The sequence below is a fragment of the Vibrio sp. D417a genome (assembly GCF_030248595.1).
In the GTDB taxonomy this organism is placed as follows: Bacteria; Pseudomonadota; Gammaproteobacteria; order Enterobacterales; family Vibrionaceae; genus Vibrio; species Vibrio alginolyticus.
Map to the genome: position 1 here is coordinate 100,499 of NZ_JAHGAM010000005.1, position 22,533 is coordinate 123,031.

General features: G+C 44.7%; 18 protein-coding genes. 11 read left to right on the top strand and 7 right to left on the bottom strand.

The genetic code is table 11. The annotated features are described in order from the left end of the window. Nucleotides 1-119 precede the first annotated feature (119 nt). The 3 genes from KI742_RS05945 to KI742_RS05955 are packed head-to-tail and all read left to right on the top strand — an operon-like array spanning nt 120 to nt 2,370. Nucleotides 120-968 carry an ABC transporter ATP-binding protein gene (locus KI742_RS05945; RefSeq protein WP_005374497.1) on the top strand — a complete coding sequence of 283 codons (849 nt, stop codon included), beginning with the start codon at nt 120-122 and terminating at the stop codon, nt 966-968. A gap of 2 nt (nt 969-970) precedes the next feature. Continuing rightward, nucleotides 971-1,903, top strand: coding sequence for an ATP-binding cassette domain-containing protein (locus tag KI742_RS05950; RefSeq protein ID WP_104980285.1), 933 nt, complete (start codon nt 971-973; stop codon nt 1,901-1,903). Continuing rightward, the gene (locus tag KI742_RS05955) at nt 1,903-2,370 is read left to right on the top strand and encodes a transcriptional regulator (protein WP_065275567.1); all 468 of its coding nucleotides are present in this window, start codon (nt 1,903-1,905) and stop codon (nt 2,368-2,370) included. Before KI742_RS05950 ends, KI742_RS05955 begins: the two co-directional genes overlap by 1 nt. 289 nt (nt 2,371-2,659) lie before the next feature. Here the strand turns inward: KI742_RS05955 and KI742_RS05960 are convergent, their stop codons facing one another. Next, entirely contained in the window at nt 2,660-4,630 is a 1,971-nt protein-coding gene (locus KI742_RS05960; RefSeq protein WP_017635223.1) for a replication initiator protein RctB domain-containing protein, read from the bottom strand. 1,238 nt (nt 4,631-5,868) lie between these two features. On the opposite strand from KI742_RS05960, the gene KI742_RS05965 reads away from it, so the two are divergent. The 4 genes from KI742_RS05965 (at nt 5,869) to KI742_RS05980 (ending at nt 12,132) form a co-directional block, all read left to right on the top strand. Beyond that, on the top strand, nt 5,869-7,086 hold the full coding sequence (locus KI742_RS05965; protein WP_005374503.1) for an AAA family ATPase: 1,218 nt from the start codon (nt 5,869-5,871) through the stop codon (nt 7,084-7,086). Nucleotides 7,087-7,093: 7 nt separating this feature from the next. Next, nucleotides 7,094-8,068, top strand: a complete 975-nt coding sequence (locus KI742_RS05970; RefSeq protein ID WP_005374504.1) for a ParB/RepB/Spo0J family partition protein — start codon at nt 7,094-7,096, stop codon at nt 8,066-8,068. Between the two features lie 105 nt (nt 8,069-8,173). Further along, nucleotides 8,174-10,201 carry a tRNA(Met) cytidine acetyltransferase TmcA gene (locus KI742_RS05975; RefSeq protein ID WP_285385379.1) on the top strand — a complete coding sequence of 676 codons (2,028 nt, stop codon included), beginning with the start codon at nt 8,174-8,176 and terminating at the stop codon, nt 10,199-10,201. Between the two features lie 251 nt (nt 10,202-10,452). Further along, complete coding sequence (locus KI742_RS05980) at nt 10,453-12,132, top strand: DUF342 domain-containing protein (protein ID WP_225473582.1); 1,680 nt, start codon at nt 10,453-10,455, stop codon at nt 12,130-12,132. Nucleotides 12,133-12,188: 56 nt separating this feature from the next. Here the strand turns inward: KI742_RS05980 and catC are convergent, their stop codons facing one another. Further along, the gene (gene catC, locus KI742_RS05985) at nt 12,189-12,848 is read right to left on the bottom strand and encodes a type C chloramphenicol O-acetyltransferase (RefSeq protein WP_025516497.1); all 660 of its coding nucleotides are present in this window, start codon (nt 12,846-12,848) and stop codon (nt 12,189-12,191) included. 88 nt (nt 12,849-12,936) lie between these two features. Here catC and KI742_RS05990 point away from each other — a divergent pair, with 88 nt between their 5' ends. Both KI742_RS05990 and KI742_RS05995 read left to right on the top strand, forming a co-directional pair. Next, a complete protein-coding gene (locus KI742_RS05990) occupies nt 12,937-13,848 on the top strand; it encodes a LysR family transcriptional regulator (RefSeq protein WP_053308011.1) in 912 nt (303 codons plus the stop codon). A gap of 37 nt (nt 13,849-13,885) precedes the next feature. Continuing rightward, nucleotides 13,886-14,551, top strand: coding sequence for a peptidase E (locus KI742_RS05995; protein WP_285385378.1), 666 nt, complete (start codon nt 13,886-13,888; stop codon nt 14,549-14,551). 89 nt (nt 14,552-14,640) lie between these two features. On the opposite strand, the gene KI742_RS06000 is transcribed toward KI742_RS05995, so the two are convergent. From KI742_RS06000 to murQ, 3 genes are all read right to left on the bottom strand, one after another. Beyond that, on the bottom strand, nt 14,641-15,696 hold the full coding sequence (locus KI742_RS06000) for a porin (RefSeq protein WP_285385377.1): 1,056 nt from the start codon (nt 15,694-15,696) through the stop codon (nt 14,641-14,643). A 148-nt stretch (nt 15,697-15,844) separates the two neighbouring features. After that, a complete protein-coding gene (gene murP / locus KI742_RS06005) occupies nt 15,845-17,299 on the bottom strand; it encodes a PTS N-acetylmuramic acid transporter subunit IIBC (protein WP_005500182.1) in 1,455 nt (484 codons plus the stop codon). 28 nt (nt 17,300-17,327) lie between these two features. Next, nucleotides 17,328-18,230, bottom strand: coding sequence for an N-acetylmuramic acid 6-phosphate etherase (murQ, locus tag KI742_RS06010; protein ID WP_285385375.1), 903 nt, complete (start codon nt 18,228-18,230; stop codon nt 17,328-17,330). A 242-nt stretch (nt 18,231-18,472) separates the two neighbouring features. Here murQ and KI742_RS06015 point away from each other — a divergent pair, with 242 nt between their 5' ends. After that, nucleotides 18,473-19,324 carry an SIS domain-containing protein gene (locus KI742_RS06015; RefSeq protein WP_285385374.1) on the top strand — a complete coding sequence of 284 codons (852 nt, stop codon included), beginning with the start codon at nt 18,473-18,475 and terminating at the stop codon, nt 19,322-19,324. 19 nt (nt 19,325-19,343) lie between these two features. Here KI742_RS06015 and mpaA read toward each other — a convergent pair whose 3' ends face one another. Beyond that, complete coding sequence (gene mpaA / locus KI742_RS06020) at nt 19,344-20,054, bottom strand: murein tripeptide amidase MpaA (protein ID WP_025540277.1); 711 nt, start codon at nt 20,052-20,054, stop codon at nt 19,344-19,346. A gap of 141 nt (nt 20,055-20,195) precedes the next feature. On the opposite strand from mpaA, the gene KI742_RS06025 reads away from it, so the two are divergent. Continuing rightward, a complete protein-coding gene (locus KI742_RS06025; RefSeq protein ID WP_285385373.1) occupies nt 20,196-21,821 on the top strand; it encodes an ABC transporter substrate-binding protein in 1,626 nt (541 codons plus the stop codon). Nucleotides 21,822-21,884: 63 nt separating this feature from the next. On the opposite strand, the gene KI742_RS06030 is transcribed toward KI742_RS06025, so the two are convergent. After that, on the bottom strand, nt 21,885-22,469 hold the full coding sequence (locus KI742_RS06030) for a flavodoxin family protein (protein WP_285385372.1): 585 nt from the start codon (nt 22,467-22,469) through the stop codon (nt 21,885-21,887). Between the last annotated feature and the right edge of the window lie 64 nt (nt 22,470-22,533).

Here is a 22,533-nt window from a genome sequence, read left to right on the forward strand (position 1 = left end):
ACCACTTCCTGTTTCACCTAACTTTCGAGTCACTTCACTGATTCATAGTTTGATACTTTCTAAAAACCGCCACACCTGATAATGATAATAATTATCTTTTAGATTGGTAAGGTGTTTATATGGATGGTATTAACTTAAGTCATGCATACCACAATGACCCGGTCATCCAGATCCGAGATTTGTGCGTCGATTACATCACTGATAATGGTGATTTTAATGCGGTAAAGTCCGTCAGCTTTGATATCGGCAAAGGCGAAGTATTTGGTCTTGCCGGTGAATCTGGATGTGGTAAAAGCACAATCGCATTCTCAATAAATCGTCTTCATAAGCCGCCAGCGTTCATTTCTGGCGGTAAAATATGGTTTGATGGCAAAGATATCCTTAGTATCTCAGACTCTGAACTGACCGCTCTAAGGTGGAGTGAAATCGCCATGGTGTTCCAGAGCGCGATGAACTCACTCAACCCTGTCTTAACGATACAAGAGCAATTTGCAGATGTGTTACGACATCATCAAGGCCTCACTAACGCTCAAGCAAAAGATAGAGCAGAAAAGTTGTTGGACTTGGTCAATATTCCTCGAGAACGCTTAGCAGAATATCCTCATCAATTTTCAGGAGGAATGCGTCAGCGCTTGGTGATAGCCATTGCTTTGTCTCTAAATCCAAAACTGATCATTATGGATGAACCCACAACAGCATTAGATGTAGTGGTACAGAGAGAAATTTTACAGCAAATTTATCAGCTTAGAGATGAGTTCGGTTTTTCAGTCCTCTTTATCACTCATGACCTGGCACTCATGAGCCAACTATGTGATCGAATTGCAATCATGCGTCACGGAGAAATCGTCGAAGTCAATCGAGCATACGATATACGCAATCATCCTCAACACCCCTACACGCAAAAGCTATGGGCTTCTTTCCCAAACATCCATGACGTCCACAAACAACCAGAGTTACAAGGAGCGTAACCATGAGCCAGCCTATCATCCAAATGAAAAATGTGATTAAAGAATTCAAAGTGGGCGGTGGTTTAGCGAAAGAGGAAACCTTTCGTGCGCTTCAAGGAGTGACTTTTGATCTGTACGCAGGAAAAACCTTGGCTTTGGTTGGAGAGTCAGGCTGCGGTAAGAGTACTTGCGCTCGTTTAATAACCAAAGTCTATCCAGCAACGCAAGGCGAGATCCTTTTCAATGGCACTGACATAAATGAGATCACGTCACGATCGGCTCTACAAGAATATCGCAGTAAAGTACAAATGGTGTTTCAAGATCCGTTTGGCTCTCTCAATCCAACTCATACCATTCGCCATCACCTAACACGTCCTTTAAAAATTCATAAACAAGTCAAAAACGCGCGCGACATCCCAGCCCGCTTGGAAGAGCTCCTAAAGCTGGTGGAACTACCTGAAGAGACATTGAATAAGTTCCCTCACGAACTCAGTGGTGGGCAACGTCAGCGAGTAAACTTAGCAAGGGCTTTAGCGGTAGGTTCGCAAATCATTCTTGCGGATGAGCCTACGTCTATGCTGGATGTTTCTATTCGCTTGGGAGTGTTGAATTTAATGCAACGAATGAAGCAAGAGCTGGGAATTGGTTTTTTATACATCACTCATGATCTGGCGACTGCGCACTACATCGCGGAAGAAACCGCAGTAATGTACAAAGGGCAAATCGTTGAATGGGGCGACACTCATTCAATACTTAAGAATCCGCAGCATCCTTATACTAAGCTGTTGATTTCTGCCGTTCCTGATCCTGACTTACCTTTTGGTAACTTAGTGAAAAATGAGCCAAACTATTCGATAGATGCCGATGAAATTCGTCAACGTAGCAGCATAATTGTCGACGAATTTGATCAAATAGGGCCAAATCACTATGTAAAACAATGGACTGAGGCAGCGTAATGGATTTGAGTACTTGGCAAGATCAAATCGCCATGTGGTACGAACAGCGGAAACATGATCAAGTAGAAAAATTGGAAACGATCTTATATCAGGTGCCTGATGACGTGTTTGGACCCGAATTGAGTGATCTTCAAAGTAAAGCGATTGCTTGCTGGTTGGATGGATGTTTACGCGTGTTTCAACATGCAAGGTACCAAGACCCTCAGAAAGCATATCAAACCTTGCTTTATACGAGTGCAAAGCTTGAACAAGCAGCATGCCAAGTCTCGACTGATATTCTGATCAAAGATTGGTGTTTGAGACGACTTCAGCATCTCACCGTTGTGGCGTTAGAGTTTTGTAATCAGCAGTGTGATCAAAACAAGTGGCAGGAACAAGCCCATAGCTTAATCGAATCACATGTTGCGTTGATGCGTTCATTACACTGGAATGAATCCAAGAAGCATGATCAAGGTTTACCTCATTAGTCCGGAAAAATGATCAAGGCTTAATTAGCGGAATTTTAGGCAAAAAAAAGCGAGTTTCCTGAGGAGAAACTCGCGAAGTCTATTCAGAATGAATGTAACAATATGAGCCAATCTATTAATCATCAGAAAGGACAAAAGGTTGTCTATTCGGGATAAATAGTAGTATTAGGCTTGGCTTTTAATGTCAGTGGTTTGTAAGAGTTAAGTCTGTTTTTTATCATCGAAAGACATTGTTACATTTCAAACCGATACATCACACCTATAGCTTGATACACATCAAGCGACACTTTTAAATCGCCATTTCATCCAAGGCACGAAATACCATTTCATCCATGTGACCATCGAAGATTTGACGACAAACTTTCCGACGCACCGCTAACCCCGCAATCAAGCGCTCGATGGTAAGATGCTTAACATCGTTCTGGGTGTTAAACAGCTCGACGGTTTTACTTAATGTCTCATAAGGAATCGGCTCATCCCCTACCCTTAGCCAATCGAGCTTCTCTATGTAATCTGAGCACTCTTCTTTGATTGAGGCATAGGAGTGCCCTGTCATCGCAGACAAAGCCGTTATACTGCGTTCTAGAGCCTCTGGTGAGGTATATTTAGATAGAGTAATGGTGATCTCATCAGCATTGATCTCTACCAAATGTTTTCTTTGCTTCACGCGTCGCCCTAAATTTCCTCTTGGAGACGGTGCTTTGCGTTGAATGGGCTCAAATTCGCCGTCTATGATGCCTGAGAGCTCCTCAAGCTGTTGTCGGGTTACCATCTCATTACGAAGTGGATTTGGCAGCGTAGGCGCCATGTTACGCTTTCCTGCGTTGGTCGTTCGCGCTCGCGAGTAACGTAAGACCTCTTCGACATCACATTTGATGTCGATCTGGTAGTCCATCACTTTGTCATTTTCGATCATGGTTTCGATCGTCAGGTGATAACCCCACAAATTAACGACGAATAGATCATCATTCCCTTTTCCATCAGACAAACGCTTTAGTTCTCGGATCAGATCCATGGAGAAACGTCGCCATTCAATGTTACGTGCAAGTTTCTGGTTTAACTCACTCAGTAGCATGCAATCCGTGTGACGACGAACCATGCGACTACGGAAGAAAGAGTACAGTTGAAACACCAAAGTATGTTGTTTCAAGATCTCTGGCGGAAACAAGAAGAAATAATCGCGTGTTAACAGCTCTTCATAAAACGAAGGTTCCCAAACTAAAATATATAAGTTTGGCTTGATACGAATTTCACCATCGCTTCCCTCCACAGGTGCCTCTTCAGAGGCCGTGATGGTTCGAGCAAGAAAACGAAAACGATCACTTTTGAAGCCCTCTGGCATGTTTTCACTTAGCCAACGTCCAGTAAGTTCATGGAGCTGAAAATCAGTGAATTCAATGCGATCAATGCTATCGCGAATGGAATCACGAGCTGGGCCACTGTCTTTTTTGCCTCTGAGCGACAAAATATCAGTGATGTATAGCGGCGTTTTGTTTGGTACGTGAGCCGCATCAAGCTGATACTGATCTTTGTGATGATCATGATATTGAACCGTTAACGTGAAGAGAGCGAACAGGGTCATGAGATCATCCACAGTCATGATATTTTTGGATGATCGCGTCTCGATAACGGCTTTTGTGCCAGAGATCGACACCATGGATTTCTGATAACTTTTTCGAGTTCTTGGTGGCGCAAGTGCTTGGTCAATGATCCCAGCCCAATTTGTTGGAGATACAACAAATTGATCGGCTTCATCTTTCATCGTGGGAGGTGTGTTTAACCCGTGCTCATTCAACAAACGTTTGTTTACTTGAGTCTGAGCCAATGCTTTCGAACGTTTTTGTTTCTCGTTCTGGCGAACTTTGTCGGTAACAAGACTTGTTGCTCCCAATACAGATATAAGCTGATTTGGATTCACAAATTTATGTAGCATCGTTTTACCAGCAAGTCCCTCTTCAAAACGCACTGGTGTTTGAGTAAATAAACCAATATTTACTGCTGCGCGCAAACGTTGTTGCAGAGCTGCACGTGTAAGTTGCCCATCTGTTGCTTCAACAATCTCTGTGGTTGAAACCAAACCATCCTTGCTGCTGAAGCCTCGTAATGAGATCAGATTAAGCAACTCTAAGATGCTTTTGGTCACCCCTTTGAAATGTTGGTACTGCTCTACCCAATCCGCAGAGGATTCATGTACCTCAAAAAGATGGCCATCTTTGTGGCTTCTCGGTGCTTTAATCAGAATTTTTTCATCAGCCGTCATTTTAGATCCAGATCACACTAGCCGTAGTTGTGCTATGGTTCCGAAGAATAAAGAAAAACAGATCATAAATAAAGAAAAAAGATTGTTTTTTAAATAACTGATCTTTTTGATTAATCTGATCTTAATTGATTATATGATCTAATGATCTGGCTTGAAATTTCTCGCTAAGCTTTTGTTCTATAAGACTATTATTTCCATGTGTTTCGGAACTATGATCATAAGAAGTCTGAAAGTATGATCAACAATAACCTGAAAGCATGATCATATTTATTCGTAAGCATGATCATTAAGGTTATGAAAAGATGATCAAAAGAGTCTTGAAACGATGATCATGATGTTTTTACAGGTTATCCACAGATGCAGTATTTAATAATGATCTTCACGATGATTATATTGTGCATTGGTGATGTTATTTATACTCGGATCGATGATCAAGAGCCAATATATCTATCGTTCTGGCGCCCATATTGATGAGATATCACTCATCTGATTAAAATACATTCAAGTCGCTCATATTTAGAAGTAAATCCTAGTCTCTGCTTATTTACAGGAAGCATGATCATGAGAGCGTGATTTATCATAGCAACTTGAGCAATTTCATTGTTCCGGCTTCTATAACGTCAATTTCTGCTCAATCCCCCATTCTGTCTGCACTCAACCGTAAATCAGAGAAGAAAACTCATGCTTCCGAGAGATTCTAAGGCTTGATCATATTTCCGATTAATGGATCTTATTTTATTTGCGTGTTTACACCGTACTCTGCTCTATTTTTCCATGATCATGCTTTCGGATTTGCTTATTAACACGGAAGCATGATCATAAGCATACCTTGATCATACTTCCATAGATGTTTCGCTGGAACTGCCCTATTTTGCTCGGAGACATGATCAAGGTGTTCAGGTCTTTATTGTTCCGATATTACTTACTATTTTTCGTTTAAATTAGGTTGGTCTAACATAATCCGTAATTTAGCTTAAGATTATAATCGTTCCGGTAGAAAATTGATTTACATTGTAAATGAGTGACGCTGTAACACTTTTTATTTTTAAGTTTAGGTGTCCACTTATGAGAAGATTATTTGATTAAAAATAGTTATCTTTTTGACCATAAATCATAAAAGCGTCGATTTGGGTGTTTTTTTATGTGATGGTAATTCAAAATGTTCGTGCACCTTTTTGTTGTTTTTGGTCTTTACTGCTGTACAATTGCAATTATAAATCCTTCCAACGGAATTTGGCATGAAAAGAGAAAAAACGATTGAAAACCTTCTTGAGTTAGCGGAGCTGACTCAGCAGGTTCAAGCTGACCGTATTGAAATTGTTTTAGAAGAGCGAAGCGATAACTACTTCCCACCAATGTCGAAAGCGATGATGGAAACCCGTTCTGGTCTAACTCGCCGTAAGCTCGACGACGCGATTGGTAAAATGGAAGCCGCTGGGCATCAATTTACTAAAAACAACGCGAATCATTATTCAATTACGTTAGAAGAAGCACACATGCTCATGGATGCGGCTGAAGTGCCTAAATTTCATGAGCGTAAAAAGAATTCAGGTAACAAACCTTGGATTATTAATGTGCAGAACCAAAAGGGCGGTACAGGTAAATCAATGACCGCGGTTCATTTAGCGGCATGTTTAGCGCTAAATTTGGATAAACGATACCGTATTTGTTTAATCGACTTAGACCCACAAGGCTCGCTACGTTTATTCCTCAACCCGCAAATCAGCATGGCAGAGCATGATAATATCTATTCTGCGGTAGACATTATGTTGGGTAACGTGCCTGATGGTGTGGAAATTGACAGTGAATTTTTACGTAAAAACGTATTGCTGCCAACGCAATATCCGAACTTAAAGTCGATTTCAGCGTTTCCAGAAGACGCGATGTTTAATGCGGAAGCATGGCAAACGCTATCTGAAGACCCATCACTCGATATCGTCCGTCTGCTGAAAGAGCAACTGATTGATAAAATTGCTGATGACTTCGATATCATTATGATTGATACCGGTCCACACGTTGACCCATTAGTATGGAATGCGATGTATGCATCAAATGCCTTGCTAATTCCTTGTGCGGCTAAGCGTCTGGACTGGGCTTCAACAGTAAACTTCTTCCAGCATTTGCCTACGGTATATGAAATGTTCCCGGAGGACTGGAATGGTCTTGAGTTTGTTCGCTTGATGCCAACCATGTTTGAGGACGACAATAAGAAGCAAGTTTCTGTTTTAACTGAAATGAACTATCTTCTAGGTGACCAAGTTATGATGGCTACTATTCCTCGTAGCCGTGCGTTTGAAACCTGTGCCGATACCTACAGCACAGTATTTGATCTGACAGTAAGCGATTTTGAAGGCGGTAAGAAGACACTAGCTACCGCGCAAGACGCTGTTCATAAAAGCGCACTGGAATTAGAGCGTGTGCTGCACTCTAATTGGCCGTCATTGAATCAGGGGTAATAAGTAAATGGCTTTGAAAACGTCTGAATTAAACGCGAAATTATTTGGCAAAACGAATAAGCGTCGTGTTGTGACTCCGCAAGAGGCGCAAACTGCGGCAAAAGAGAAAGCTCAAACGATTGAACTAGCAGTTGCAGGTGAAAATATTGTTCAGTTTGAACTTGTGCGTATTCCTGCAAATAAAGTTGCGACAGAAACAACAGTATTTGTTGATAACGCTCGTGAGCAATCGTTCCTAAACGAACATGCTTTATCTGATGTTTTAGTCACACTCAAAGAGCGTGGCCAACAATATCCAGCAGTGGGTCGTAGAACTGAAGATGGCAAGATTGAAGTTTTAGATGGTAGCCGTCGTCGCATGTCTTGTATCCTCGCTGAACAAGACTTTTTGGTTTATGTTGCTGACAACATTAATACTGACCATGCTAAGTTTTTGTCTGATGTGGCAAATGCTCACAAGCCGCTCTCTTTATATGAAAAAGGGAAAGAGATGCAGGCTAAGCTTGATAGTGGTGAAGCTGAGGATCAGAAAGCATTGGCAAAAATGTTCCAGTGCAGTGAAGCGTTGGTAAGTGGCGCTTTAAAAGCCGCAGCATTACCGTTAGAACTGCTTCAAGCGTATCCGAATGTTGGCGATCTCGGTCGCCCAACAATCGTGAAACTGCACAAACAGTTTTCAACGCTAACGCCAGAGCAGCAGCAAGAGCTGTTAGATAAATGTCGCTCTAGCGAAGGGTTTTTATGGCAGCGAAGCACTGCTCAAGGCGTTGCTCGTCTGACAAAAGAAGTCACGGAAAGCATCGAAAATTGGATTACTGAACTTGCACCAGCAAAACCTGGTAAGAAGACGGAAAAAGTCGACTTAGTTAAAGGTCGAGCAAGCTATAGCCGAAAAGGTAGCAGCCTGGCGTTGAACTTGAAGAAAGTTGACGACAGCTTAATGGAAGAGATTCTTGCGTTTGTACAAACCAAACTGCAATAACAAATGATGATTGAATCAACCGCCTCCGGGCGGTTTTTTTATATCTGAGAAGCGTCAAATTAAAGATGTGATACCATTGCGTCAGTTCAACGTTGGATAGACAAAATGCAGACACAATCTGATTTCCTTTCATCACTTCAACATCAAGCTCACCAATCTTTCCAAAGGATTGGTGTTGTCATTCAAGGCGAGGCTTCTTGGCAAAATGCGTTGATGTCAGAGTTCCATAAAACGCAGCGCCATCAACGTTGGTTTTCTGTTGGTGATTTTGGTTTGAAAAACGTATCCAGTGTTTCGTCTAAACAAGGGCACATGTTGCTAGGCAGAGAGTGTGACGTTCTATTGTTTGATGCTCGAAATGGCTTTGACGCCAATAGTTTTACCGCCGCGCTTGGCTCATTGGTTGGCGGCGGTTTTCTTATTGTCATTACTGAGCTGCGACAAAATGCGAATTTTGCTCAACAATGGATGCACAAACAATGGGAGAAGCTCGTTGTTATTGAGCAAGACAAACCATTGCCAACGGCTCCAGACATCAAGCAAGCAGAAAAAGAAAGCCACTACACGGAACAAGAACATGCCATTTCTCTAATTGAAAAGGTGGTGACAGGACATCGAAAGCGACCATTAATTTTGACCGCTGATCGTGGACGTGGAAAAACAAGTGCCCTCGGAATTGCGTGTGCGAACTTATTACAGCAGAAGCCGCTTAGAATCTTAATTACGGCACCATCTATAAAAGCCGTTGAGCCTGTTTACCAACATGCTTTACGTTTACTCCCTAGCGCACAGCGTATTAAGAAGGACAGATTAGAATCAGGGCAGGGAGCCATTCAATTTATTGCTCCAGATGAACTATTATTGAGTCGACCTGAATGTGATTTGTTACTTGTCGATGAAGCGGCTGCAATTCCAGTTCCTATGCTCAAAAGCATTACCGAACATTATCATCGACTCGTTTTTTCTACGACTATTCACGGTTATGAAGGTTGTGGCCGGGGCTTTACGATTAAATTTGTTGATTGGCTTCAGAAACAGCGTTCGGGAATGAAAACATGGCACATGACACAGCCCATCCGCTGGAGCATGAATGATGCGCTTGAATCATGGCTCTATGACGCGTTTTTGTTGGATGCGGAGTTAACGCACCATCAACTTAAACAGGTCGACTCAATTTCCCTTTCTAAAGCCGATAAGAAAAATTTGATATCGCAGCCTAGTTTGCTGCGTGAGTGCTTCGCTCTTTTGGTGAATGCTCATTATCAGACCTCGCCGAATGATTTGATTCACCTTTTGCAAGACGACAACAGTCAGCTCTATTTTGCTAAGCAAGATAATGCGGTTGTGGGGGTAATATTAGCGGTCGAAGAGGGTGGGCTTGACGCTGAATTGGTTGAAGAAATTCAGCTTGGTAAGCGTCGTCCTAAAGGACACTTAGCCCCAATTACGATTGCAAACCACCTAGGATTCCCGAATGTCGCGAATCTATCGACGCTGCGAGTCATGAGAATTGCGGTTCATCCAGCATTGCAAGGCAAAGGCATTGGTCAAAAAATTCTGCAGCAACTTGAGCAAATGGCTGCTAAACACATTGCCTACTTATCCACGAGTTTTGGTGCGACGGAAGAGTTGCTCTATTTCTGGCGACAATCGAACTTCCGTACAATTCGCTTAGGGTCAATGCGCGATGCTGCTAGCGGTTGTTATTCAGTCTTGATGGTCAAACCTTGTGATTCCCAACAGACGGCTTGGGTCGACCAATCTCAGGCGCTATTTGAAGAAATGTTGTCTAACAATGTGGCTGACGTCTATCCAAAATTAGAAGCCCCTATTTTTCGAGCTCTATTGCCGCAACCTTTGGGAATGAGTCCACTTCATCCCGCTAAGTTATTACTAATTGAATGTTATGCTGATGGTGGTAACAGTTATGAGTCTGTGTCTGTGTGGCTTCAGCAGTGGTTACTTAACTTAGGTTTGAACTCCGCTTCCGACTTGATGATCAGTAAGCTTTTTCTTAACCGTAGTTGGACTGAATGTGCTCAGCAATTTGGTTTACCTGGAAGAAGGCAAGTTGAGCAGCAGTTAAGGGACGAAGTAAGACACATTTGGAGCGATTTACACTGTAAACAATAAAGGGAAATTTACACTGTAAATGAAATTACTGGGAGCTGATTTTACACTGTAAATCCAGCTCCTTTTTATTTCGGCGTGTATTTTGATTGAGCTTTAGGTTAAATCGAAATGCTCTCTTAATATCTGTTTAACCGTTATTGATGGATTACTTTCTTTAGTGACGTGAGCCCTATAATAAGAAATGCGAGGTTTGTTCAGAAAACGGATTTGGGTAGACTGAAAGTGTTGATGGGAAGCAAAGTGGTAAGGGTATGTGGAAGCTGTGTCTTGAGTTATCTGAAGATAAGACCAAGGTGATAGCCCGTCTTCCGGGAGAAGTGGACCTCGGTGGTGAGCTAAATCAAAATGAATTAAACGAGCAGCTCGTCGCAATGAACGCTGAAAAGATGTTTGTTGTTGAGGGGGAAGTCGTGAGATTCATTAACTGCGCCAAAGAACGTAAAGCCGAGGCCTACGAAGGCATCGTCATTGCGGAAAAACGCAACGCGCAAGTTGAGGTTGAATTATCGAATAATGACATGCTCGCCAGTATGAACGTTGTCGGCGCGTACGGAGGCCGAGGTTTACGTGGCCCCGAGATTGTTCAAGCCCTTGCTCAAGCGCGAGTTTCGAAAGGCATCAACAAACTGGCTTTGAAGAAAGTGTTGGTTGTCAGCACTCAGCTCAAACCCGGCGAAACTTTTTCTCAACCTGTAGCGGTTGGTAAGCAACCTATCAAAGGCAAAGACGCTCTTTTTACTCCTCTCGTTAAAGACATCACCAAACGCATCCTCAAACCCAAAGACGGCCAATCTGCTAGCGACAAAATTGATTTACGTAACCTCGGTGAAACTATCGCGGTTGACGTAGGCGATGAGGTGATGCGCCACACGCCTGCGACCAAAGGTACGCCTGGTTTTACTGTTCAAGGGCGAGTGATTCCTCCACAAGCTGGAAAAGACAGCCCAATGAAGCCAGGCAAGGGCACCGAGATATGCAAGCACGACCCAAACCTATTGATCGCATCGGTATCCGGTACGCCTCTGATTAAAGATAAAACCATCGAAGTTGATAACGCACTTTGCCTCAATAGCGTTGGCGTGAATACAGGTCACGTGAAATTTAAAGGGAATGTGATTATCGGTGGCAACATTGAATCCGGCATGATTGTTAAAGCTACGGGCTCTATTACTGTAGGCGGCTTCATTGAATCGGCTGACGTACAAGCGCAAGACGACATTCAAGTTGGTAAAGGGATCATTGGCCACACCGTGAGTGATGGCCAGCCAAAGAGTTGTCACGTCAAAGCCAAAGGTTCGATTCGCGCAAGCTACGCCCAATATTGTGATTTGCAAGCCGGAGAAGATATTGAATTGGCGGTGCACAGCATGAATAACGATATTGTTTGTGGGCGCAATCTGACGGTGCTGGATGCGAACGGTAGGAACGGTACGCTCAGCGGCGGAGATGCAAAAGTCGGTGACAAAGTGGTGTGCTTGCAATTGGGCGTAGAAGGCGACACCGCCACTAAGGTAGAAGCGTTCGCGCGCTATTCTGCATTTAAGGAGCGATTAGCAGAGCTAAAAGATCAATACAAACGCGCTCAAGAAGGCACGATGGATGTGATTCGCAAAGAGCTCGAATTTAAGAAACGTCCTAAAGCCGAACGTACCGACGAAGAACAAGCTCAGATTGATGTGATGAAAACACAAAACAACGAGCAGCTTGAAGCGATAAAGCAAAAGCTAGAACAAACGGAACATGACTTTGAAGTCGCGTTAGAAGAAAATATTGTCGAAGCCAAAGAGCGTGTCTTCACTCGCGTGACGGTGCAGTTTGGCGACGAACAAGTAACGACAAAGCGCACTCATGGCGGTTGTTCGTTCCGTTTCAATCAATACGAAATTAAAGTCTCGGCGAACTTGGAAGAAGAGGACGTCGCTGCGGTTTAAGCTTTCTTACTCACTGAGCCCACACGTCGCAACAAGATGTGTGGGCTTTTGTTTATCTACAAATCGACAATGTGCTCTTGATAGTAATCCGCAAGCGCACCGACTTGGCTGCTACACATTACTTTCATTGCTTGTTTAATGTGTTCTATTGGCCAGTTCCACCATTGGATATTGAGTAGAGTTTCAATCTCTTTATCGCTGAATCGTTGACGTACGACTTGGTTGTTTCCAACCACCACCGAATAAGGTTGCACGTCTTTCGTCACTACGGTGCGTGCTCCGATGACGGCTCCATCGCCGATGTTTACTCCGGGCATGATCATCGCCTCACTGCCAATCCAAACATCATTTCCCACCACTGTGTCTCCGGCACGCTCGAAACCGTCTTGTACGCCTTCTCCAAATTCTTCAGGAGAGAAGGGGAAGGTTGAAATCCAGTCAATGCGATGACCTTGGTTTCCTGCCATCATGAAGGTGGCTCCAGAAGCGATGGAACAAAACTTGCCAATGATTAATTTGTCGATGCTATCGGGTTCTCTACTTTGCCATTCTTGAAGTGTGACGGGGTCACCCAACAAGTAGCGTACCGCTTGCTCTTCGAAGCTTTTTTGATGATAGAAGCCCGAGTAATAGCTGTAATCGCCAACGATGATATTGGGATTAGTGATGTGATCTTTAATGACTTGACCTTTTAACCACGTGTCGAAAACACTCATAACTCATCCTTTCAAATTTAGGTTGTACAGAGTTTAGAGGCTTTCTATTATTTCCAGTAGTTTGATTTTAGAGATTCAGAATTACTGTATGGAAATAAAATGGCTCAGCTACGTACCACTTTACGTCGCTTTGTGCGAGGAGCGAAGTATTGCTGGCGCAGCAAAGCGCCTGAATTGTTCGAATGCGCATGTAAGTCGGCAACTTAAACAGCTTGAAGACATATTGTCGGTGCAGCTTATTCAGCGAACTACGCGCCAGTTTAATTTGACCTACGATGGTTTGCGGTTTTATCAGCAGGTAAAGCAACTGCTCGAAGGCGCTGAGCAGATCAATGAGCAAGTCATGGCAAACGAGATTGTATCGGGAAAATTGAGAATAGCGGCGTCCGCTTCTTTCGGAGCTGCGTTACTCAGCCAAACATTGATCGAGTTTCGATTGCAACATCCACAAGTGAGCGTCGAAGTGATCTTCACAGAGACACCTCTCGACTTGATTGAGGCTGGGTTTGATATCGCATTCTACTTTACCGATACTCCCCCAGAGGGATACGTCGGCCATCAGCTACGCACTTTACACTGTAAACCGATCGCTCATCGCTCGTATTTAGCTGATAAACCAAATGTAAGTACGCCAGAGGATCTTGGTGACTTAGAGCACATACTTTATAAAAGTCGTGACTTGGTGTTAGACAAGTGGACGTTTACGCATAAGCAAACTCAACAGCAGTGCAGCATTGAGTTAGAAAGTACGCTGAGTTTTAATCTTGTCCAGTCCATGTTGGATGCTACTTTGGCTGGCTGTGGTGTAGCCATGTTAGATGAATTTGCACTGGCTAAACTCGACCCTGCACAAAAAGAAAAACTCGTGAGTTTGCTGCCAGAATGGCAAACGGATGCGATTTTGCCGCTTTATCTGCTTTACCCAAAACGTGAGCACTTACCAAGAAGAACGCGAGCGTTCATTGATCACTTTAGGAACATATATTCTGTCGGCGAATAGCGACAACAAACTTAGCAACAATTGAGGAAGCAAAGGAATGCGAAAACACTGTATTGTGATTGGCGGTGGGGGCTGGATGATGGGAGAGAATCCGAGCCCGCTCGATCAATACATTTTGTCTTTGTCTTGTAAGGAGAATCCAAACATTTGTTTTATACCTACAGCCACGGGAGATGCCGATGAAGTGATTGAACGTTTTTACGATGCGAAGCTTAGTGAAAACGTGACCCATTTTCCGCTGTTTAAGTTTGAAGCTGGTTGGAAAGAAACGCTATTTGAACAAGACATCATTTACGTCGGTGGCGGTAATACGCGTTCGATGTTGGCCATTTGGCGCGAATGGGGAATCGATAGAATACTCAAGCAGTGTTATGAACAAGGCATCATCATTTGTGGCATGAGCGCAGGTGCAATTTGTTGGTTTGAGTTTGCGGTGACAGACAGTGATCCCGAAGCATACCAAGTTATGCGTTGTCTTGGATTTATTGACGGTTTGGCTGCGGCACATTTTTCTCATGTAGGTGAGAAGTTCGAGGTTTTCCAAGCCTTTGCTCGTTCTCAACCGAGCATCACTTGTTTTGGCATTCACGATTATGCGGCATTGCACTTTGTTGATGGAAAATTGTTAGCTACTGTCACCAGTCTCCCTGATGCAGGCGTGTTGGTTAAAACAGGTAACGAAGAAAACATATTGCGAGGGTGAGCTTCTTCAAATCAGCATTAAAGGCAATAACTACTGACCGGACATAGAAGAAGCTCATGGATTCAGCTAACTTACATTAAGTATCGTGCTTACAGCTCGTAACGGAGACCTAAGTGGTAGTAGCTTTCGTCTGCGTGTGCACCGCCAAACGAGACTTCTTGTCCATTGCTGTAGCCACGCGAGCCGTTACGATCAACGTAGTTTGTGTAGATAGAAGAACGAGGCGTCAGTTTGTATTGCACTTCTAGCGTTGTATCTTTCAGCTCTAGCTCGTCACCATCACTATTTTCTAAAGAACGATAACCAGCACGCAGTGCCCATTTGTCATTTACACTGTAAACCGCCGTTAGTTCCATCACTTTGTCGGTACTGGTTTGTGAGTAATAGCCCTCTAGTTCATCTTCCGAGTACAACGCACCCAACATCAAATCACCTAGGTAGTAACGCGTACCTGCGCCCCAGAATGTGTAATCGGTGTCGTTGCTTTCACGTGCATCACCTTTATTCTTCTGCATCGCTATCACTGGTGCCAAGGTACCCAAATTCCCCATGTCTAGCGTATAACGCAGTGCAGCGTTGTAACCGTAGTCGAGCTCAGAAGTGTTGTTTCCTAAAATGTACGCGACAGAAAAATCGACATTACCTAGGCTGTTTTGGTATTGCAGCGTGCCATCTTGACGGAAAACTTGCGTTGCGGTTTTGTCGACTTTATTCGCTTGGCGCGCCATAGAAACATCGGAAGAGGCGAACACATCACCAATGTCGGTAAACATAATCAACCCAGATGCCACGCGACCACCAGTAATGCGACCATAATCTTTCGCATCAATACCCGCCCATACATAACGTGCGGTCAGAGACGGTTTGTCGTTTACTTGGTTTGCGTATTCAGCGGCACCCACTTGGTATTGCGCTTGGCCGATGATCGACGCGTACTCGTTGATGGTTTGTGAACCGTTTAAACCAATACGGCCATCAAACTCGCCATTTGCATCGCCGTGCTCATCATTTTTACTGGTGACATTGAAACCAAGACGAGAGTAAATATTTAAAACTGACCCATCTTCCGCTTGATACAGCTGCGCTGCCATTGCGTTTGATGCCATCAATGTTGGGATAAGTAGAGTCAAAATGTGCTTTTTCATGATTAACGACCTTTCATTTCTATTGTTTTAGGTACGACAAAGCCCCTTCCGAGTAACGGAATAAGAAAAATTGTCGTGAAGTAGAGAGAGGGTGCGCCCTTGTTTGCCAAGGGCGCGAGCTAGTCCATTCCTATAGGGGAAGAATGATTTAGCTTAAATCGACGTCTTTGCAGCCAAAGAAGTAAGTCGCGAGGAAGCCGACGATGTAAGAGATAAGCAGGCCAGCAACAAACACCATCATGCCCGGGAAGATGCCATTTTCTGATGTCATGAGAGGAATCGCCACGATACCGGACGGGCCAAACACCGTATTAAGACCAACTGGCAAGCCAAGGTAAGAAACTAAGCCGATAAAGAAGCCGCCCGCAGCACCACCAATACAAGCGGTAACGAATGGTTTTACGCGTGGTAATGTCACGCCGTAAATCAATGGTTCGCCAATACCTAGAAGGCCAGGAATAATAGCGCCTTTAACTTGAGTGCGCAGTAGAGCGTCCTTTTTGGCTTTGAAATACAGCGCCATTGACGCGCCAACCTGACCGCCACCAGCCATCGCTAGGATAGGGAATAGCGAGTTAAAGCCCTGTGCTTCCATCAATGCGAAGTACACTGGAACAAAACCCTGGTGGATGCCAAATACCACAGAAATTAAGAACAAACCTGCCAAGATTGCAGCGCCTAATGGGTTATCGTTCAAGTTGAGGAACAACCAAGACATCCCTTTAAATAGCTCGCCGCCGATCGGCATGATGATCAAGAAGGTTACCGCACCCATGATCAACAGAGTGATAACGGACGTTAAGATCATGTCCAGATCATCTGGCATGTATTGACGAACCTTACGCTCGACTTGTGCACCGATGATCGCCGCCAAAAGTACGCCGATAATGTTGCCGCGCGGATCAATCGCAAAGCCGAAAAACTCGTTCATGCCAGAGTAAATGCCGGATGTAGCCTCTGGGTTGTAACCCAGCACAAACAAAGAGGCGAGAATGGCACCATTAACACCAGAGCCGCCAAACGCTTGCTGCGCGTTGTAACCAATCAGAATACTTAAGAAAGCAAACAGACCCTTACCAAAGACTTTCATGTAGGCGATCAAATCCAGCATAAACTGGCTTGGTGTCTGGTCGAGAACAAACATCTGTTCCAATAACGTCGCAAAACCTAGCAACAAACCAGCGGCAATAAAACCAGGGATCAACGGCGTAAAGATGGTAGCAAACTTGCTTAAAAAACGCTGAACCGCACTGGTTTGTTTGCTCTTCATCTGCTTTTTTTGCTCGGCCGCGACGGCAGAAAGATCTTGTTGCGGCATATCTGGTTCTTCACTGTCACCAGAGGTTAAGCTGTCGATCAATTGATTCATCATCTCAGCCGCTTGTTGAGCTTTTCCGGGACCGAGAATGATCTGAAACTGCTCATCGCTTTCCACCACGCCCATTACGCCGGGAATTTGCTTGATAACAGACTGGTCAGCCAAGCCATTGTTGGCGAGCGATAAACGCAAACGCGTCATACAGTTACCACATTTGCTTACGTTGCTGCTGCCACCCACTGCGGACAGCAACTGCGATACTGTGTTTGAAGTTATTTTTGCCATAGGGTCTATCCTTCAGAACTCGGATTATTTAGTTATTATTTAGTGCTGCGCGAATAAAACCGTTGTGCGCGGCGAGGCGTGATTTGGCTTGTTCGGCATCCAAATCGGCCAAAATCATTAAGATGGCGGTTTTACAGTGGCGATCGCAGGCATTTAATGCTCGCTCTGCTTCTTCTTTTGATGCGCCAGTTGCGTCTACAACAATGTTAGTTTGGCGTTGGATGAGCTTGGCGTTGGTGGCCTCTACATCCACCATTAAGTTACCAAATACCTTACCGCTACGAATCATTGCGCCTGTCGTGAGCATGTTTAACACCAGTTTTTGTGCAGTGCCGGCTTTCATGCGAGAAGATCCAGTAACGACCTCTGCGCCAACAATCGGCAGAATCGCGATGTCGGCTGCTTTTGCCATTGCACATTCCGGATTACAGGCGATAGATGCGGTCGTAGCTCCGATGGATTTAGCGTACTCCAAACCACCTAGCACATAAGGCGTGCGGCCACTTGCAGCTATGCCTACAACCACGTCATGCTTGGTGAGGTGAAGCGCTTTTAAGTCGTCTTGACCCATTTTCACGTCGTCTTCTGCGTTTTCTACCGCTTTCAAAATCGCTTGGTGTCCACCAGCAATTAAGCCAATCACCATGTCTGGATGCGTGCCGTAGGTAGGAGGACACTCGCTCGCATCAAGAATTCCTAAGCGGCCTGATGTGCCAGCTCCCATGTAAACCAAACGGCCACCATTGGCGAACGCTTGAGTAATTGCATCAACCGTCTTTGCAATTTGTGGTAGCACTGCTTTGACCGCGAGCGCGACTTTTTGATCCTCTTCATTAATGACTTGCAGCATCTCGATGGTCGAAAGCGTATCAATCTCTGCACTGGCTGGATTACAGCTTTCTGTCACCAATCGGCTTAAATCAATTTTCATGTTTTACACTCTTCGTAATGTTCAATCTGAGGGTGATTCTATGGAATAAAATATTCTGTTTTGGTGATAAAAATCACACTTGAGGTTATTCTTTGTGCAGGAGAAATTTGGAATAATGAGAGAAAATATACGTCCATTACATCCGGTATAAACTGGCTTGGTTAGAATAATCATGGGGTTAAATCAAACTCCAATTATTTTTGTTTTGGAATAATTTATTTAAATTTTTTGAGGTTTTTGTTGTGTCAGTTGTCAATAAGATAGTCGCGAGGCGTACTCAGCTTTCGCAAAGTGGTCGTTTGGTCGGCGATTGGATTGTTGAAAACGCAGAAAAGGCGGCGCTGCTCACTAGCCAAGAACTTGCGGCGCAAGTAAAAGTGAGTCAATCGAGCATTGTGAAATTTACTCAGCGTATTGGCTTTAAAGGCTACAGCGAGTTTAAGTTAGCTCTGAATGAAGAGATTGGCCGTAAGCATGCGATGCAGTCGACACCGTTGCACAGTGATATTTTGGCAGATGATCCCATCGCGGTTATTTCACAGAAACTGGTGAAAGCGAAAACCGACGCTATGTTTCAAACCACCAATGCGCTGTCTTTTGAAGCGTGTCACCAAGCGGTGAAATGGTTGAGTGAAGCGCGTCGAGTGCAAGTGGTCGGGATTGGGGGCTCAGCCCTGACCGCGAAGGATTTAAGCTTTAAACTGCTTAAACTCGGTATTACGGCGCTTTCTGAACAAGACAGCCACGTGCAGATTGCTGTTGCTCGTACCCTCTCTTCAGAAGATGTGCAGATTGCGATTTCGTATTCGGGCGAACGCAAAGAAACTCTCGTCGCGGCAGAAGCGGCAAAAGAGCAGGGCGCGAAGGTGATTGCGTTATCTGCTCCTGGGAGAAGCCGCTTGCGCGGTATTGCCGATATTACGTTTGATACGATTGCCAATGAAACGGAACATCGCAGCTCATCCATTGCTTCGCGCACCGCGCAAAACGTGATCACCGATTTGCTGTTTATCATCTTGGTTCAGCAAAGAGACGAAAGTGCACGTCAGTTGATCAGCGATATCAGTACCGACATCAAACAGATCCTTACATGATCGCTTAACCAACAGCGAACTAAAGATCCGGATCGTGCATCAGCAAAGCAATAAAGGCGGGGAGATGCTTTTCAATGGTGAGATCGGCAGAAATTGCCGGTAACTCCAACGTGATGCAAGGTAAATCACGTTCACTACACCAAGTGCCGAATGAGCCGGGTGTTTCGTAGTCGACATCGTCCACGATTGGCAGCTGAAACTGCTCGCCGAGCCATTTGGCAAGGTTGGAATGTTTGGGATCATCTACAAACGCAAGCGGTTCATGAAACGACACCACAAACTTTGGCCTGCGCAGTTCAATCAAGTTAATTAATGCGCCAACTTCTGGCTCTAGCTGGTTTTTAGAGCCTGTTTTCACCTTTACGTCTCGAACGGGTGTGTGAGAGCTCCATCGATATACGGTGCCATGCTCAGTCCAATTTTGGGTTGGAAACGCGCGATTGAGATCCACTTGGTTTGCATTTGCGCGTGTGCCTAGCTGGTTGCCGTCAGGATTCATTGACAGAATCACATCATGTCGTAAGTTTTTAGCTGGCAAGCTTCTTAGCGCACAGGACAAACCTGCAATCGAGGCTGTCTCATCCCCGTGAGTGCCTGCCAAAATCAAACCTCGCGAAGCACTTTCGACTTGCGCCGGAAAATACAGTAATGGCGCACCAAGCACGGAATGACCGTATGTTGTTGGCCGAATTAAAAATGTCGCTCTTTCCGTTCTTGGAATTAGACTCACCGTAATCTCCTGATTGATGAAGTAATATCAATATCTAAGCTAATTAAACCTAGCTAAACCGAACCGTTTAAACTCGTCAACGGTTGAAATGTTAATTGTGGCGCTTGCTTCACAAGACGCGTTAGGAGAACGAAAAACGATATGGATTTTAAAAAACATTCAACGGCGTTGCTGATTTCCTCTTTATTCACCCCTTTTTTTTCTGCATCTGTTGTTGCGGATACCTTACCTAACGGCGTTCAACTCGCCGCAGAGCAACATTTAGTGCGTGCGAATGACGCAGAGGCGGCAACGCTTGATCCGGCAAAAGCCGAAGGTCTGCCAGAAATGCACGTGATTCGTGATTTATTTGAAGGGCTGGTAATTCAAGATCGTGACGGAAACATAATTCCCGGAGTGGCGGAATCGTGGGAAACCAAGGACAACCTAACCTTTGTTTTTCACCTACGCAAAGATGCGAAATGGTCGAATGGCGAGCCTGTGACGGCGGATGATTTTGTCTATTCACTGCGCCGAGCGGTAGATCCGAAAACCGCTTCTCCAAATGTTTGGTATCTCAAACTCACCAAGATCAAAAACATCGCCGATGTGGCAGAGGGTAAAAAGCCTTTGGACGATCTCGGTATCACGGCGGTGGATAAATACACCTTACGTTTTGAGTTGGACAGTCAAGTTCCGTACTTTGTTGCCATGACCGGGCACACGTCCATGATGCCAGTGCATCAAGCGACAGTGGAAAACCGCGACAAGCCGTGGAGCGATCCAGACCAATTTGTTAGCAACGGTGCATTCACATTGGATGAGTGGGTTGTGAATGAGCGCATTGAACTGGTCAAGAACCCAAATTACTGGGACAGTGCTGATACGCATTTAAACAAAGTGACTTACATTCCGTTTGAAAACCAAAACGCGTCGATCAATCGCTATGCGGTAGGTGAGGTGGATATCACGTCAGATGTGCCGACTCATATGGCGCAGAAGCTTAAACAAGATTACAAGCAGGCTTACACGGTGGTGCCATTATTGTGCACGTATTACTACGCGTTCAATACCACTCGTCCGCCATTTGATGATGTGCGAGTGCGTCAAGCGGTGTCGTACTCCATCATGCGCGATGTGATTACGAATGGTGTCACGCAAGTGGGCAACCTTCCTGCTTATACTTTTGCGCATCAGTACACCGCAGGGTTTGATGCGACGCCGCCTGAATACAGTAAGTGGAGTCAGCAACAACGTGACGAGAAAGCGCGTCAGTTGTTAAAAGAAGCGGGTTACAGCCAAGACAAGCCGCTCGATTTTAAATTGTTGTACAACACCAGTGAGGCAAACAAATCGATCGCGGTTGCGATAGCGTCGATGCTACAAAAAAATCTCGGTGCAAACGTGGAGTTAGAAAACCAAGAGTGGAAGTCATACTTAGTGGCGCGTAAACAAGGCAATTTCGATGTGATGCGCGCTTCCTGGTGTGGTGATTACAATGAAGCGTCTACTTTCCTGAGCTTACTTCGCTCAGGTTCCTCGGGTAACTTTGCACGTTACAGCAGTGAAGCGTACGACAACGCGATGAACAGTGCATTGGCCGCAACCAATGAGAAAGCGCGCCAAGGTTTCTATGATCAAGCCGAGCAATTGTTGGCGGCGGATATGCCAATCGCACCGATTTACTACTACATGCAAGCGCGTTTGGTTCGTCCTACGGTTGGCGGTTTTGCCAAGAACAACGTAGAAGGTCGTATCTACTCGAAAGACCTCTACATCAAGAAGTAGCGCTCAAAACAAGCGATAAATATGAAGCCCCGAAGATGTATCTTACGGGGCTTCTTTTTATTGTTAGCGAGTGGAGAGCTTGTTCACGAGCATAGCGACTCGTTTGCCAAGATACTCCGCTGTTGCAACATCAGAAGCATGCAACTGACCACCTTCACCACCTTGTGCAACAATACCACCTTGTACACCATAACGATTCAGGTTTTGCTCCCCAGAATTGCTGATCTTATCCAACCCGACCCACATCATGCCGTGTTGGTTAGCGAGCGTTTGTAGATATTGTAATGTGCAAGATTGGTCGCCATTCATTGCCCCACCACTGGTAAAGCCAGCCGCGATTTTGCTCGCCCATTTTTGGTAATACCAAGATTCACTGCTTGCATCTGCAAATGCTTTAAACTGCGCTGCTACATCGCCCATATAGGTCGGTGAGCCAAAGATAATCGCATCACACTCAGCAAGTTCATCCATTAGTTTAGGGTTCACAAAACGTCCCTCAATAATCTCACTGCCTTCAATTCGGTGAGAGAGGATTTCACATTCATCTTGCTGTTTAATGCCTTGTTGTTCAACACCTGCGGCAATCGCGCGAGCAAGCTGACCAGTAACGTCGGTTTTAGAGAAATAAATAATCGCAATTTTGGACACAATGGTTCCTTTTTTTCATTGTTGATTTTTAATCGTGCGACTAAGGCTAAAACCTCAAGCTAGG